We start from the raw sequence: 14,829 nt of genomic DNA, 5'->3' as shown, positions 1-14,829 counted from the left end.
CACTCATGACCCAGCCCGAACACAACCCGTTCGGCTTCATCGGCCTGACCTACGACGACGTCCTGCTCCTGCCCGGGCACACGGACGTCATCCCGTCAGAGGCTGACACGTCCTCGCGCATTTCCAAGCGCATCTCCGTCCAGACGCCGCTGCTCTCCGCGGCCATGGACACTGTCACGGAGTCCCGGATGGCCATCGCCATGGCCCGCCAGGGCGGCCTCGGCGTCGTTCACCGCAACCTGTCCATCCAGGACCAGGCCGACCAGGTGGACCGCGTAAAGCGCAGCGAATCCGGGATGATCACCAACCCGCTAACCATCGGGCCGGAAGCGACGCTGGCCGAGCTGGACGAGATCTGCTCGCATTACCGTGTTTCGGGCCTGCCCGTCGTGGACGAGGGCATGAGGCTGCTGGGCATCGTCACCAACCGCGACACCCGCTTCGTGCCGGAAGCGGACTTCCCGCTCCGCCTCGTCAGCGACGTCATGACCAAGATGCCGCTGGTCACAGGGCACGTCGGCATCAGCCGCGAAGAAGCCTCGCACAAGCTCGCAACCAACAAGATCGAAAAGCTTCCGCTGGTGGACGAGCAGGGCCGCCTCAAGGGCCTCATCACCACCAAGGACTTCACCAAGGCCGAGCAGTACCCGCTGGCCACGAAGGACGACGAAGGCCGGCTGCGCGTCGGCGCTGCCATCGGCTTCTTCGGTGACGGCTGGGAGCGGGCCATGACGCTCATCGACGCCGGTGTGGACGCCTTGTTCGTGGACACCGCCAACGGCCACTCCCAGGGTGTCCTGGACATGATCCGCCAGTTGAAGTCCGACCCCGTAGCAGCACATGTGGACATCATTGGCGGCCAGGCTGCCACCCGCGAAGGCGCGCAGGCATTGATCGACGCCGGTGCCGACGGCATCAAGGTGGGTGTAGGCCCGGGCTCCATCTGCACCACCCGCGTTGTGGCCGGTGTGGGCGTTCCGCAGATCACCGCCATCTACGAGTCCGCGAAGGCGGCCATTCCGGCCGGCGTTCCGCTGATCGCCGACGGCGGCCTGCAGTACTCGGGCGACATCGGCAAGGCACTGGTTGCCGGCGCCGACACCGTGATGCTCGGTTCCCTCCTTGCCGGTTGCGACGAATCACCGGGCGAGCTTATTTTCGTGAACGGCAAGCAGTTCAAGAGCTACCGCGGCATGGGCTCCCTCGGCGCCATGCAGACGCGCGGCAAGAACACCTCCTACTCCAAGGACCGCTACTTCCAGGCCGACGTGTCCGGTGACGACAAACTGATTCCTGAAGGCATCGAAGGCCGCGTGGCCTACCGCGGCCCGCTGGCGTCTGTTGCCTACCAGCTGGTGGGCGGCCTCCGCCAGACGATGTTCTACACAGGTGCCCCGACGGTTGCCGAGCTGAAGGCTCGCGGCAAGTTCGTCCGGATCACACCGGCCGGTCTCAAGGAATCGCACCCGCACGACATCCAGATGACTGTGGAGGCACCGAACTACGGTTCGCGCTAAGCCGCCGGTTCTTCGTCAAACAGGCCGTGGGGGGCTCTCCCTACGGCCTGTTGGTGTCTGTGCACGGCACTAGGCTGGAGCTATGTCCCAACCCCGCCATCCCGCCGAACTGAACCCGAAGAGGGACCCTCCGCGGCGGCTTGCCTTGCGGCCCTATGCCAGGGCAGTGGCGCAAGTTCTGCGGGTCAGCTTCCGTGCCTCGCCGGCCGCCGTCGTGATGAAGGTTGTGGGCTCGTTGATCTCGGCCCTCCTGCCGCTGGTCACCACCTACTTTGCCTCGCTCACAACGACGGCCCTGGCGGCCGCGTACACCGGCGATAGGGCCGCCGGCCAGCAGGCCATTGTCTACGTCGTCATCACTGCTGCCCTGGGCCTGTTTTGGGGCGCCTTCAGCAGCGTGGACCGCTACATCCAGCAGCTGATGAGCTTCAGGGTGGGTGCCATCGTGGGGGACCTCATGTACGAGCGTTTCCTGTCGCTGGAATTTTGGCGCTATGACGATAAGGAGACGGTGGACCTTTACGACCGCGCCAAGCGGTTCTCCGATTCCTACGCCCGGGTCCTGGACCGCATCGCCGCGATCTTCACCCAGCTTGTGTCAGTCATCCTGGCGATCGGCGCGCTGCTGCTGGTCAGCTGGTGGATCGCGGTGATCGTCCTGGTGGCAATCGTGCCCAGCGTCTACCTGCAGTTCAAGCTTTCGCGCGAACAGATTGCGCACTGGAACACCCAGGTCGATTCGCGCCGCCAGCGGAGGATGATGATCGAAACCAACCTCCTGCGTCCGCAGCACATCGCGGAGATGCGCCTCTACGGGATCGTCGGGTACCTGATGGGGCTGCGCTCCCGGCTCCGCGACGCCGACGAAAAGCGCCGGCTGGATTTCCAGAAGCGTTACATCCCCAAACAGCTCGCGGCCGATGCCCTGCAGTATGGCGCCGAGGTTGTTTCGCTGATCTGGGTGGTGGGCCAGATCATCGCCCGCGCCCAGCCCGTGGGGCAGTTCCTCTACGTCCAGCAGATCGTCAGCCGGGCGTTGTCCACGGCCAACAACCTGGTCTCCTCGCTCAGTTCCATCGATGAGGACCTGGCGAACCTCAAGGACTACGAACTGTTCATGGCCATGCCGGTCCACACGGAGCATGCGCCGCCGCTGCTGCAGGCACCTAAGACCGTTGAGCTGCGGGACATCCGCTTTACTTACACCGGCAGCGACATCGAGGTGATCCGTGGCATCAGCATGACCATCCGCGAAGGCCAGCACATCGCCATCGTGGGGGAGAACGGCGCCGGAAAGTCCACCCTGATCCGGATTCTCGCAGGGCTCTACAGTCCCGATTCGGGGCAGGTGATGCTCGACGGCGTCGACCTCGCCGCCGTCGACGTCAAGTCCTGGCACCGCCATCTGGCGGTGCTGAGCCAGGAATTCCTCAAGTACGAGTTCGCTACAGCGGCGGAAAACATTCTCTTTGGCGATGTGGATTCGCCACGGGACGATGAACGGATCCGGCGGTCGGCGTCTGACGCCGAGGCACTCGAGTTCATCAACAAGCTGCCTAACGGCCTGGATAACCACGTCAGCAACTGGATGGAAGACCCGCGTGGCCGCAAGGGCAGCGGGTTGAGCGGCGGCCAGTGGCAGAGGCTGGCGATGGCCCGGAACTTCTACCGGAACGCCTCCTTCATGGTGATGGACGAGCCCACGTCCGCAATCGACGCACTCGCCGAGCACAGGATCTTCACACGGCTCTTCGCCGACCGCAGCAGCACCATCATCGCCATCAGCCACCGGCTCGCCACGATCGAGAAAGCGGACATCGTCTACATGCTCGAAGACGGCAGGGTGGTTGAACAGGGTACGCACCGCGAACTGGTTGCCCTCCGGGGCCGCTACTTCCGGATGTTCGAATCCCAGCTCACTGTGGACGAGGCCGAGGGCGTCTGACCGCCGGCACGTTCCGGGACGGCCCGGGGAGAGTCGCCCCGCCGTATCCCGCGTGGTCAAGTAAAGTGGTCACGTGACTTATGAGATTGAGATTGGCCGTGGCAAGCGTGGGCGTCGTGCCTACTCCCTGGATGACATCGCGATCGTCCCCAACCGTCGTACGCGTGATCCCAAGGACGTTTCGGTCTCGTGGCAGATAGATGCCTACAAGTTCGACATGCCTGTCATCGCTGCGCCCATGGACTCGGCGATGTCGCCCGAGACCGCCATTGCCCTGGGCCGCCTTGGCGGACTGGGCGTGCTGGACCTCGAGGGTCTCTGGACCCGGTATGAGGATCCCCAGTCCGTGCTCGACCAGATCGCAGCACTGGAGGATGAGACGAACAGCCCCGCCGTGACGCGCAGGATGCAGGAGCTCTACCGGGCGCCCATTCAGCCGGAACTCATCACGTCCCGCCTGGCGGAAATCCGCGCCGCAGGCGTCACCGTTGCCGGCTCGCTCACCCCGCAGCGCACCCAGGAGCACTACAAGACCGTGGTGGCTGCCGGTGTGGACATCTTCGTCATCCGGGGAACCACCGTCTCAGCCGAGCACGTCTCGAAAGACCACGAGCCGCTGAACCTGAAGCAGTTCATCTACGAGCTGGACGTTCCCGTAATTGTGGGCGGCGCCGCCGGCTACACTCCCGCACTGCACCTCATGCGCACTGGTGCGGCCGGCGTGCTGGTGGGCTTCGGCGGCGGAGCCACCACCACCACCCGCCGCGCCCTGGGGATCCACTCGCCCATGGCATCGGCAATTTCCGACGTCGCCGCCGCCAGGCGCGACTACATGGATGAATCCGGCGGCCGTTACGTGCATGTCATTGCCGACGGCGGCATGGGCACCTCGGGCGACATCGTCAAGGCCATCGCCATGGGCGCCGACGCCGTGATGCTCGGCAGCGCACTGGCGCGCGCCGAAGAGGCTCCGGGCAAGGGCTGGCACTGGGGCCAGGAGGCCCACCACCTGGAGCTCCCGCGCGGCGACAGGGCAAACGTCGGCACTGTGGGGCCGCTCGAGGAAGTCCTGTTCGGCCCGGGACACCACACCAACGGCACGTCCAACCTGATCGGCGCGCTCCGCCGTTCGATGGCCACCACCGGATACTCGGACCTGAAGGAATTCCAGCGGGTCGACGTCGTTGTGTCGCCCTATTCCGGAAACTGACGTTGCGCCGGCCCCGGACAGCTCCGGGCCGGCCCCGTCCCGGGCCCGCTGCAATAGCGCCATCAGCGGGCCCTGCCCATCAGCATGCCTAGGAAGTAGTCTGTGAACTACGAGGTTTGATGCGGATGGAGGCTTGAAATGTTCAGTTCTTCCGGTGGTTCGTCCTTTCCCCAGGGGGCCCTTGGCCCCGCCGCCCGGGAAGCATCGCTTGCGGCGCTCAAGGCAACAATGGAGCCGGGCAAGGAACTCGACATCCTCATCGTCGGCGGTGGCATCGTCGGCACGGGCACTGCCCTCGATGCCGTCACGCGAGGCCTGAGCGTCGGCATCGTGGAGGCCAACGACTGGGCGGCCGGCACGTCGTCGCGTTCGTCCAAACTCATCCACGGCGGACTGCGCTACCTCGAAATGCTGGATTTCGGCCTCGTGAAGGAAGCGCTGCACGAGCGCGGGCTGCTGCTGTCCGAAATCGCCCCGCACCTCGCCAGGCCGGTGCCCTTCCTCTACCCGCTGACCAAGCCCTTCCTCGAACGGCCGTACGTCGGCGCGGGCATTGCCCTGTACGACGCCATGTCCATATCCGGCGGGCACAAACGGGGCGTGCCGTTCCACAAGCACCTGAGCCGCCGCGGCACCCTTCGCGCTGCTCCCAGCCTGAAGGATGACGCCTTCGTCGGATCGATCCGCTACTACGACGGCCAGGTGGACGACGCCAAATACGTTGCCAACCTGATCCGCACCGCCGCCTACTACGGGGCCCACGCCGTCAACCAGACGGCGGTGGTTGACTTCCTGCGCGAAGGCGAGCGGGTGGTGGGCGCCAAAGTGGTCAATCACGAAGACGGCTCCACCTTCAGCATCCGCGCCAAGCAGGTCATCAACGCCACAGGCGTGTGGACCGATGAAACCCAGGCCATGGTGACGGACCGCGGGCAACTCAAGGTGCGCGCTTCCAAGGGCATCCACCTCGTGGTGCCGCGTGACCGCTTCCAGTCGACCGTGGGGCTGATCCTGCGGACCGAGAAATCGGTGCTGTTCGTGATTCCCTGGGGCCGGCACTGGATCATCGGCACCACAGACACCGACTGGCACCTGGACAAGGCACACCCGGCGGCGTCGAGCAAGGACATCGACTACATCCTTGAGCACGTCAACAAGGTGCTTAAGCGGCCGCTGACCAGGGAAGACGTGGAAGGCGTCTACGCCGGCCTGCGTCCCCTGCTGGCCGGGGAGAACGATTCCACGGCCAAGCTTTCCCGCGAACACGTTGTGGCGCATCCCGTGCCCGGCCTGGTGGTGGTGGCTGGCGGAAAATGGACCACCTACCGTGTCATGGCGAAGGACGCCGTCGACGAGGCCACCCGGAGCATGGACGAACGCGTGCCGCCGAGCTGCACCGATTCCATTCCCCTGCTCGGAGCCAGCGGCTTCAAAGCGGCCTGGAACCGCCGCAACCGGACGGCCGAGGAGAGCGGCGTGCACGTGGCCCGGATTGAGCACCTGCTCAACCGGTACGGTTCCATGGCCACGGAGGTCCTGGCGCTGATCAAGGAGAACCCGGCCCTGGCCGAACCGCTGCCGGGCGCCGACGACTACCTTCAGGCCGAAGCCGTCTACGCCGCCACCCACGAGGGGGCCCGCCATGTACACGACGTATTGACGCGCAGAACCCGTATTTCCATTGAGTCCTGGGACCGGGGTGTGTCCGCCGTCCCGGTTGTCGCTAAGCTGATGGGAGAAATTCTTGGCTGGAGCGACGCGCAACGCGAAAGCGAAATCAAGCATTACCTTGCCAGGGTGGAAGCCGAACGGCTCAGCCAGGAGCAGCCTGACGATGAATCGGCCGACGCCGCGCGACTGGGCGTCGAGGACATCGTTCCGTTGCGGTGACAGGGTTAATGACTGACGCGCGCCTCCTGCCTCACTGAAGGGACACCTCTTGGCGGAACCACTTGACCGGTATGATGCCGAACTCACTACACCGGACATGGTGATTCTCGAGCTTGATGCCAAGGACAAAACGGACGCGGCAACCCAGCTTGCGGAGCGGCTGTACGCGGCAGGACGTGTCTCGGACCTGGACGGCTTCCTGAAGCACGTCAATGCACGCGAGCACCAGCTCGCCACCGGCCTGCCCGGGGGAGTGGGATTGCCGCATGCCCGCAGCGAATTCGTCTCCCGGACCTCCATTGCCGTCGGGATCACCAAGTACGGCAAGGCCCTGGACTTCGGCGCTGCTGACGGCCCGGCGACGGTCATCCTGCTGATCGCGACGCCGGCAAGCTCGTTCTCGGATCACCTTGAAGTGTTGGCCACGCTGGCCCGCTCGCTGTCCAAGGAATCCTTCCGGGAATCCCTGCGCCGGGCGTACGACCCCGAGGTCATCGCAGAGCTCATCAACTCCAGCCTGGTCTTCTTCGACCACTAAAGATTGGGGCAGGCCCTTTCGTGTCGACTTCGTCGCCACGTAGGGACCCGGCTGCCCCACTCTAGCCCGCTCCGGGCCGACGACACGGCCCGTTTCGTTGTTCTACACGAGGACGAAGTACGGTTAATGTGTGTTGAAAACTGCCCTTAAACCCCGCTGGATCGCAGGCCTGGTCTTTGCGATCGTCATTTCCGGGGTTTTTGTGCTGCTCAGCCAGTGGCAATTCGGCCGCTCAACCCAGCCTGAAGTGCCTGTATCGACCGGAACAGAAGACCTCAAGCCGCTTACAGCGGTGCTGCAGCCCGGTGACTTCTTTCGCGGCTCCGTGGCGGACCAAATGGTCACCGCCACGGGATCCTACGATCCGGCCAAGCAGGTTCTGGTCCCGGGCCGGCTCAAGGACGGCGCCACGGGGTATTGGGTGGTGTCGGCGTTTTCCGTTCGGGACGCACCGGTGCTCAACGGTGCCGGAGCCACCCCCCGGACATGGATTCCCGTGGCCCGCGGCTGGGTTGCAGACCCCGCGGACGCCGGCCCGCCGCCGTCGGGCACTATTGAACTGGCCGGACGGCTGCTGCCGTCCGAAGCGCCGCTGCCCAACACCGATCCGGGCCCGGGACGCGCCACTGCCGTGTCAGTGGCAGAGCTCATCAACGTCTGGGAAGTCAGCAGCTACCCGGGCTTCGTCGCCGCCACGGCCGAAGTCGCCGGAGGCACGGACGTCAGCGCAGCAGCCGTCAGCAGCGAGCTGAAGCCGCTGCGCATAGGTCCGCAGCCACCGCCCCAGCAGGTGAATTGGCTCAACCTGTTCTACTCCGTCGAGTGGATCGTGTTTGCCGGCTTCGCCTTGTTCATCTGGTGGCGCATGGTGAAGGACGACTACCGCCGCGGCCTCGAGGACGAGTTCGACGACGAACACGACGAAGAGCCTCCGCAGGCCGAACAGCAAGCCAACCCGCCAGAAAAATCCAACCCGTCTGAACAAGCCAACCCGTCTGAACAAGCCAACCCGTCTGAACAAGTCAACCCGTCTGAACAAGCCAACCCATCAGGACAAAAGGTACAGCCATGATCGATCCCAAGCCGGCCATCCAGCCCGAGCCGTCCAAGACCACCGGATCAGGCACCGTGAAGAAGCGCCGCTTCGGCGGGACCGAAGCCCAGATCCGGTCCGCCCTGAAGTTCTACAAAGTCCTGGCATACCTCACCGGTGGGATGCTCCTGCTGCTGTGCTGCGAACTGATTGTGCGGTATGCCTTCGGCCGGTACCTGTTCGCCGGCGGAACCAACGCGGTTACCGGCCAGCCGTTCGGCTTCGGATTCGCCGACGCCGAGCCGCAGGGTGTCCTCGGGGGAGTGAACCTCTCGGTGGTTGTGCTGATTGTGCACGGCTGGATGTACGTCGTGTACCTGATGTCCAACTTCCGCCTGTGGTCCCTGATGCGCTGGCCGTTCGCGAAACTGATCCTGCTCGCCCTGGGCGGCGTGGTTCCGTTCCTGTCGTTCATCGTGGAGAAGAAGTTCCATGCCGAGGTGGAAGCGGAGCTCGCTGCTAATCCGCAGGCATCCAAGCGCTACTGACGCAGCCGCCGTCGTTCCCGGCCCGCAAGCCGGGACGCCGGGGCGCAACCGGGCCCGGACGGTGTGAGATCGCTAACGCCGGAGGCCCAATCGGGCCGCGGGAGGCCGTCTCAAGGTGCGACGCGGCAACAGCCCAAGTAGTCTAGGACGGTGACTACTCCCACTGCATCCCAGACTTCCCAGAAGCCGGTGCTGGTTGTTGACTACGGTGCCCAGTACGCGCAGCTGATTGCACGCCGCGTCCGGGAAGCCAACGTGTATTCGGAAGTGGTTCCGCATACCTACAGCACCGAGCAGCTCCTGGCCAAGAACCCCGCCGCCATCATCCTCTCCGGCGGCCCGTCCAGCGTCTACGCTGACGGTGCACCGTCCGTCGGCGCCGACCTCTTTGAAGCCGGGATCCCGGTCTTCGGCATCTGCTACGGCTTCCAGGCCATGGCCAATGCCCTGGGCGGGAAGGTCGACAAGACCGGCCTGCGCGAGTACGGCTCCACCCAGACCACCATCCTCGGCGAGGGTCGCTCCGTGCTCGAGGGGATGCCGCAGCACCAGAACACCTGGATGAGCCACGGTGACTCTGTGCACGAGGCACCGGAAGGCTTCGAAGTGCTGGCCACCACCGCGGGCGCCGAAGTTGCAGCCTTCGCCAACGAGGAGAAGTGCCTTTACGGCGTGCAGTGGCACCCCGAAGTGAAGCACTCGGCCTACGGCCAGCAGGTCCTCGAAAACTTCCTGTTCAAGGGCGCAAAGCTGGAACCGAACTGGACCACCGGCAACATCCTCGAGGAACAGGTCGACCGCATCCGCAAGCAGATCGGCGACGCCAGGGTCATCTGCGGCCTCTCCGGCGGCGTCGACTCGGCAGTGGCCGCCGCCCTGGTCCAGCGGGCAGTGGGCGACCAGCTGACGTGTGTGTTCGTCGACCACGGGCTGCTGCGCGAAGGCGAAGCCGAGCAGGTTGAACGCGATTTCGTGGCAGCCACCGGCGTCAAGCTTTACGTCGCCAACGAGCAGGAGCGTTTCCAGGCCGCTCTGGCCGGCGTGAGCGACCCCGAGACCAAGCGCAAAATCATCGGCCGCGAATTCATCCGCGCCTTCGAGGAAGCCGAACTGGCCATCATCGCCGAGGCAGCTGCCCACGGCGAGAAGATCAAGTTCCTGGTGCAGGGCACGCTCTACCCCGACGTCGTCGAATCCGGCGGCGGAGAAGGTGCAGCCAACATCAAGAGCCACCACAACGTGGGCGGCCTGCCGGAAGACCTGCAGTTCGAGCTCGTCGAACCGCTGCGCGCGCTGTTCAAAGACGAGGTCCGTGCCGTCGGTGCCCAGCTGGGACTGCCGCAGGAAATCGTCGGCCGCCAGCCCTTCCCGGGCCCGGGCCTCGGTATCCGCATCGTGGGCGAAGTTACCAAGGAACGCCTGGACCTGCTGCGCAAGGCCGACGCGATTGCCCGCGCCGAGCTGACCGCGGCCGGCCTGGACAATGAGGTCTGGCAGATGCCGGTAGTGCTGCTGGCGGACGTCCGAAGCGTCGGTGTCCAGGGCGACGGCCGGACGTACGGCCATCCCATCGTCCTCCGCCCGGTATCGTCCGAGGATGCCATGACGGCGGACTGGTCGCGGCTTCCGTTCGACCTGCTGGCGAAAATCTCCAACCGCATCACCAACGAGGTGGAGGGTGTCAACCGGGTGGTGCTGGACGTAACCAGCAAGCCGCCGGGAACCATCGAGTGGGAATAGCACTTTGAGTGGCCGGTCTCAGCGATGAGACCGGCCACTTTTCTTTATTCACGCCAAAACCGGCCCTAATTTGGCCTGACCCAGTGTTGCGGTCTCTCACTGGGCGCCGATTCGGGCTACGCTCGAAAGTATGCCGGTATGGTCCAGGGCGTCACGCGCAAGCGCAGAAAAGAAGGCAGTAGTGTCAGTTGGTCAAGGCCTCCCAGAGGGCTCCGAGGAGCTCAGGAAATGGCTGTCGGGGCTTAAACCGGTCACCGGAGCAGACACGATGCTGCGCTTCACCAAGACGCCGGAAGGTTCCATCGATCTCACGCATGCCCATCCGTCCGGCCTGGCGCAGCTCATGGCCGGACGGCGGACGCGCCTGTCCACGCTGATCCGCGACCACGATCAGTACGTGATTGCTGCCAGGGCTTCGCGGAACCTCCGGTCCAAGATTTTCGAGCTTGGAAATGACCGCGGCATTGACGCGGGCTATTTCTCCGCCGGGACGGTTTCGTGGACGTCGGCCGTGGGCGGAAAGCCCCAGCGCGTGTCCGCGCCGGTGATGCTCACTGCCATATCCCTGACCATCCGCCCGGGCGAGGACGACTACGAACTCCAGCTGACGGAGCAGGCCCACATCAACCCGGCGCTCATCCGCCACCTGAAAAGCATCCACGGCATCGTCTTTGACGTCAACGCCGTGACCCGGATGGCCTACAGCACGGCGCGGTTCGATCCACTGCCGGTCCTGGACCGCCTGGGCACCCTGATCAAACCCATTCACGGCGCCGAGGTGGAGCACAACCTCCTCGTTTCCACCTTTGCCGATCTTTCCGGGAACCTCGATGACCCGTGGATCAACCAGAACAATCCCGTAGTCGCAAAGCTGGCCCGCGCCGCGGCCGGCGAAGCCGTGGACGTGGCCGAATTGGCGGAAGGGCGCTTCCAGGACATCGATCAGCGGGACCCGGCCAATGAGCTGCTGCTTCTCGACGCCGACGCCGACCAGCAGTATGTGGTGGACGCCGTCCGGGCAGGGGACTCACTTGTCGTGAGCAGCCCGCCGGGGACCGGCCAGACCCAGACAGCCATCAACACCATCGGCGCCCTCGTGGATGAGGGCAGAACCGTGCTGGTCGTGGGGGACCGGCGCGCCAGCCTCGGCGAGATCGCAGGGCAACTGGAGACGCTGGGCCTGGAGTCCATCCTGTTCGCCCTCTCCGGAACAGCAACACCCCTGCAGCTCAAGGGCCAGCTGGTCCGTGCCATCATGCGGAACGAAAAGTCCCTGCAGCCCCAGCTCGAGAACCTGCACACCACGCTCGTGGAGCACCGCCACGCGCTCATGGACCATGTGGCCTCGCTGCACAATGTCCGCCAGCGCTGGGGCTGCTCTCCCTACCAGGCCATGCAGTCCCTGGCTGAGCTGACGTCCATCCAGCCCGCCCCTGCCACCACCGTGCGGCTCAAGCGGAGTGTGCTGGACAACATCCGTGACCGTGACGAACTGGCCGGCCGCCTCCACCGCGCCGCGGAGCTGGGCAGTTTCAGCCGGGCCTCCACCACGAGCCCCTGGCATGGCGCGCGGCTCCTGACCCGCAAGGAAACCGAGGAAGCCCAGGAGGTCGCGCGCACGGTCGAAAAAAACCTGCCTGTGCTCCGCGGCCGCATGAACGACGTCGCCGAGCACGCGCAGATCCGCCTCGGGTCCACATTTGCCGAATGGGGCGCGCAGCTGGAGTTGCTGATGGCGGTCAGGGAAAGCCTGGACAAATTTACCCCTGACATCTTCGACAGGCCGGTCCACGACCTCATCTCCGCGACCGCCACCTCCCCGTGGCGCCGTGAACGGAACATCGAGATGCCGTCCATGCAGCGTTCACGGCTGCGTCGCGTTGCCAAAGAGTACGTCCGTCCTGGCGTCCACATTGCCGATCTCCACAGCTCGCTGGTCCTGGTCCAGGAGCAGCGGGCGCTCTGGGCCAACTACGCAACGACGCAGCGCCACCCGGCCGTGCCATCCGGACTGGGCGAAGTGAACGTGATGTACCGCAGCCTGGAGCGCGAGCTGGTACAGCTCGGCGCGGCGGTGAAGCACACGGCCGCAGGCGGGGACCTGCAAAACACGCGGTACGAGGAACTGATGGAACGCCTGGAGCGGCTGGTGGCGGATACCCGGACGCTCAAGACGCTTCCGGAGCGTACGCTGCTCATCGAGAACATGCGCGAACACGGGCTGGGGGAGCTGCTGGCAGACCTCGCCGAGCGTGAGGTTCCCGCGGAGTCCGTCGCCTCCGAGCTGGAACTTGCCTGGTGGCAGTCAGCCCTCGAGGCGATGATCAGCGGTGACGACTACCTGGCCATGTCTGACGGGGACGCCCTGCGGCAGCTCGAAGCCGAATACCGCCTGGCGGATAACGCCCACATCGCCAGCGGAGCGGCCCGGCTGCGGTGGACACTTTCTGAGCGCTGGCGCGCCGGCATCGCCGAAAACCCCCGCCAGGCCGATCTTCTGCGGAGCCTCCTGAAGGATGGCAGGGTCACCCTGGCCGCCCTCACGGCGCAGGCTCCGGCGCTGGTGCCCATGCTGGTCCCGGTGTGGTCCGTCAGCCCGTACCTCATGACCGGGCTGCTGCCTGCCCAGCAGAGTTTCGATGCAGTGGTGATCCTCGACGCAGAGGCAACCTCCCTGCAGGCCGTCCTCCCGGCCATCGCCCGCGCCAAGCAGGTCATCGCCTTTGGCGACGACAAGATCGCCAGTCCCCGCACCTTCACTGTGGGAGTCGAGCGGCTTGCTGCCGGTGAGACCGCCCATCAGAGCGTTGAAAGTGCCTTCACGGCCCTTTCCGCAGTGCTGCCCACCCGGCGGCTGACCTGCGTCTACCGGGCGGTCGACGAGGACCTGGTGCTGCAGCTAAGCAAGAGCTTCTATGACGGGAGCCTGCGCCGGCTCCCTGAGGGGCAGACTGCCACCGGCCTGGACCGTGCCCTGCTGGTCGAGTACCTGCCGGATGGCACGGGCCTTCCGAGCGCCGACCAGGAAGGCGTGGAATCCGCCGTGGCCGAGGTGAACCGGGTAGTGGGGCTTGTCTTCGAGCATGCCCGGCTGCGGCCGCGGACGTCCCTTGCCGTGGTCACCGCAAGCCTGCGCCACGCCGCCCGGATCGGGGAGGCCATCCGCCTGCAGTTGCCGAACTACCCCCTGCTGGCAAGCTTCTTCACAGCAGGTCCGGAGTCGTTCCGGGTGGTGGACCTGGAACGCGCCCAGGGCCTGGTCCGCGACCACGTCATCTTCTCCCCGGGGTATGGCCGCACACCCCACGGACGTGCGCTGCATAATTTCGGGCCGTTGTCAGCCGAAGGCGGACGGGCGAAGTTCGCGCTGGCCATGACCCGCGCCCGGCGTTCCCTGCACGTACTCAGCTGCTTCAAACCCGAGGACCTGGACGTCAGCCGCCTCAGCCACGGCGCACTCGACCTGTATGAGCTCCTCAACCGTGAGATTGCCGGCAACACCGACCTTGGCACTCCGGCGTCCCGCGCGGCGGCAAGTGAACAGGCGCTGGGGGCCGATCCGCTCGTGGCAGACCTGGGTGACCGGCTGCGCGCCCGGGGCGCCAGGGTCTGGCACCAATACGACGGCGTCCTGGACGTGGCAGCCGCCGCGGACCCGGTGAATTCCATTGGGCATGACGAGGCCGAGATCCCCAGACCCGTGGCCATTGAGTCCGACGGCACCGAGCAGTACCGGCGCATGAGTGTCCGTGAACGAAGCCGGCTGCGTCCGCAGCTGCTGGAGCGGCTGGGGTGGCGGTACATGCCGCTGTGGACCATCGAGGTGTTCACCGACCCGTCGGCCTGCGCTGACCGCATCGGCGGCTACCTGGGTTTGGAGAAGCCGGCCGTCACCGGACTCAAGACCACCTCACAGGGGTACTTCGAGGACGACGTCGATAACCTGACGCTGAACAGCGCGGAGTCCGACAATGCGGTGTCCGCAAACCGACAGTCCCGCACCGGCACCGATGAATCCGGCACCGATGCGTCGGGTACGGATGAGTCCGGCACCGAAGAGCCGGGCAGTTTCGGCGGCGTGGCTTCAAAGGACCCTGACTCGGTACCCTTGGAACAGGCCGGCACCGGCCGGAACGCGGCCCCGAGTGCGGAACCCGAGACGGAAAGCAGCATGGAACACAGCAGCAGCACCAGCATCAATAGCAGAGACGCGGGCAGCCATTCTGCCGGCACCGCGGAGGCCACGGCAGAACCGAACAGGACACAGCAGACCGTGGGCGCCGGCGTGCCCGCCGGCGTGCTGCCCAACAAGGCCTCTGAAGATGACCCGAAGCGCTGGGGAGACCATGCCTCGGACTATGACCATGATGCCTGGCTCCAGGAACAGAAGCCGCCGCACTGGGGCTGA

General features: G+C 65.5%; 9 protein-coding genes. All 9 read left to right on the top strand.

Features of this window, described 5'->3' with window-relative positions; all coding sequences use genetic code 11:
* Window positions 1-5 precede the first annotated feature (5 nt).
* The 9 genes from guaB (at window position 6) to FCN77_RS18470 (ending at window position 14,829) form a co-directional block, all read left to right on the top strand.
* A complete protein-coding gene (gene guaB, locus FCN77_RS18510; protein WP_137323450.1) occupies window positions 6-1,517 on the top strand; it encodes an IMP dehydrogenase in 1,512 nt (503 codons plus the stop codon).
* An 82-nt stretch (window positions 1,518-1,599) separates the two neighbouring features.
* Window positions 1,600-3,462 (top strand): ABC transporter ATP-binding protein, encoded by a 1,863-nt coding sequence (locus tag FCN77_RS18505; RefSeq protein ID WP_137323449.1) that lies wholly within the window; start codon window positions 1,600-1,602, stop codon window positions 3,460-3,462.
* Window positions 3,463-3,535: 73 nt separating this feature from the next.
* Window positions 3,536-4,672: a GuaB3 family IMP dehydrogenase-related protein gene (locus tag FCN77_RS18500; RefSeq protein WP_137323448.1), complete on the top strand. Its 1,137-nt coding sequence runs from the start codon at window positions 3,536-3,538 to the stop codon at window positions 4,670-4,672.
* Window positions 4,673-4,810: 138 nt separating this feature from the next.
* Window positions 4,811-6,562, top strand: a complete 1,752-nt coding sequence (locus FCN77_RS18495; RefSeq protein WP_137323447.1) for a glycerol-3-phosphate dehydrogenase/oxidase — start codon at window positions 4,811-4,813, stop codon at window positions 6,560-6,562.
* Window positions 6,563-6,611: 49 nt separating this feature from the next.
* On the top strand, window positions 6,612-7,100 hold the full coding sequence (locus tag FCN77_RS18490; protein WP_137323446.1) for a PTS sugar transporter subunit IIA: 489 nt from the start codon (window positions 6,612-6,614) through the stop codon (window positions 7,098-7,100).
* A gap of 130 nt (window positions 7,101-7,230) precedes the next feature.
* Entirely contained in the window at window positions 7,231-8,172 is a 942-nt protein-coding gene (locus tag FCN77_RS18485) for an SURF1 family protein (RefSeq protein ID WP_137323445.1), read from the top strand.
* A complete protein-coding gene (locus FCN77_RS18480) occupies window positions 8,169-8,681 on the top strand; it encodes a DUF3817 domain-containing protein (RefSeq protein WP_137323444.1) in 513 nt (170 codons plus the stop codon). The genes FCN77_RS18485 and FCN77_RS18480 overlap by 4 nt, the downstream gene beginning before the upstream one ends.
* Window positions 8,682-8,831: 150 nt before the next feature.
* The gene (gene guaA / locus FCN77_RS18475) at window positions 8,832-10,421 is read left to right on the top strand and encodes a glutamine-hydrolyzing GMP synthase (protein WP_137323443.1); all 1,590 of its coding nucleotides are present in this window, start codon (window positions 8,832-8,834) and stop codon (window positions 10,419-10,421) included.
* 130 nt (window positions 10,422-10,551) lie between these two features.
* Entirely contained in the window at window positions 10,552-14,829 is a 4,278-nt protein-coding gene (locus FCN77_RS18470) for an AAA family ATPase (protein ID WP_137323442.1), read from the top strand.

The sequence above is a fragment of the Arthrobacter sp. 24S4-2 genome (genome assembly GCF_005280255.1).
In the GTDB taxonomy this organism is placed as follows: domain Bacteria; phylum Actinomycetota; class Actinomycetes; order Actinomycetales; family Micrococcaceae; genus Arthrobacter.
Note: the sequence above shows the minus strand (reverse complement) of the source record. Positions and strands in the feature narration are given on the sequence as shown.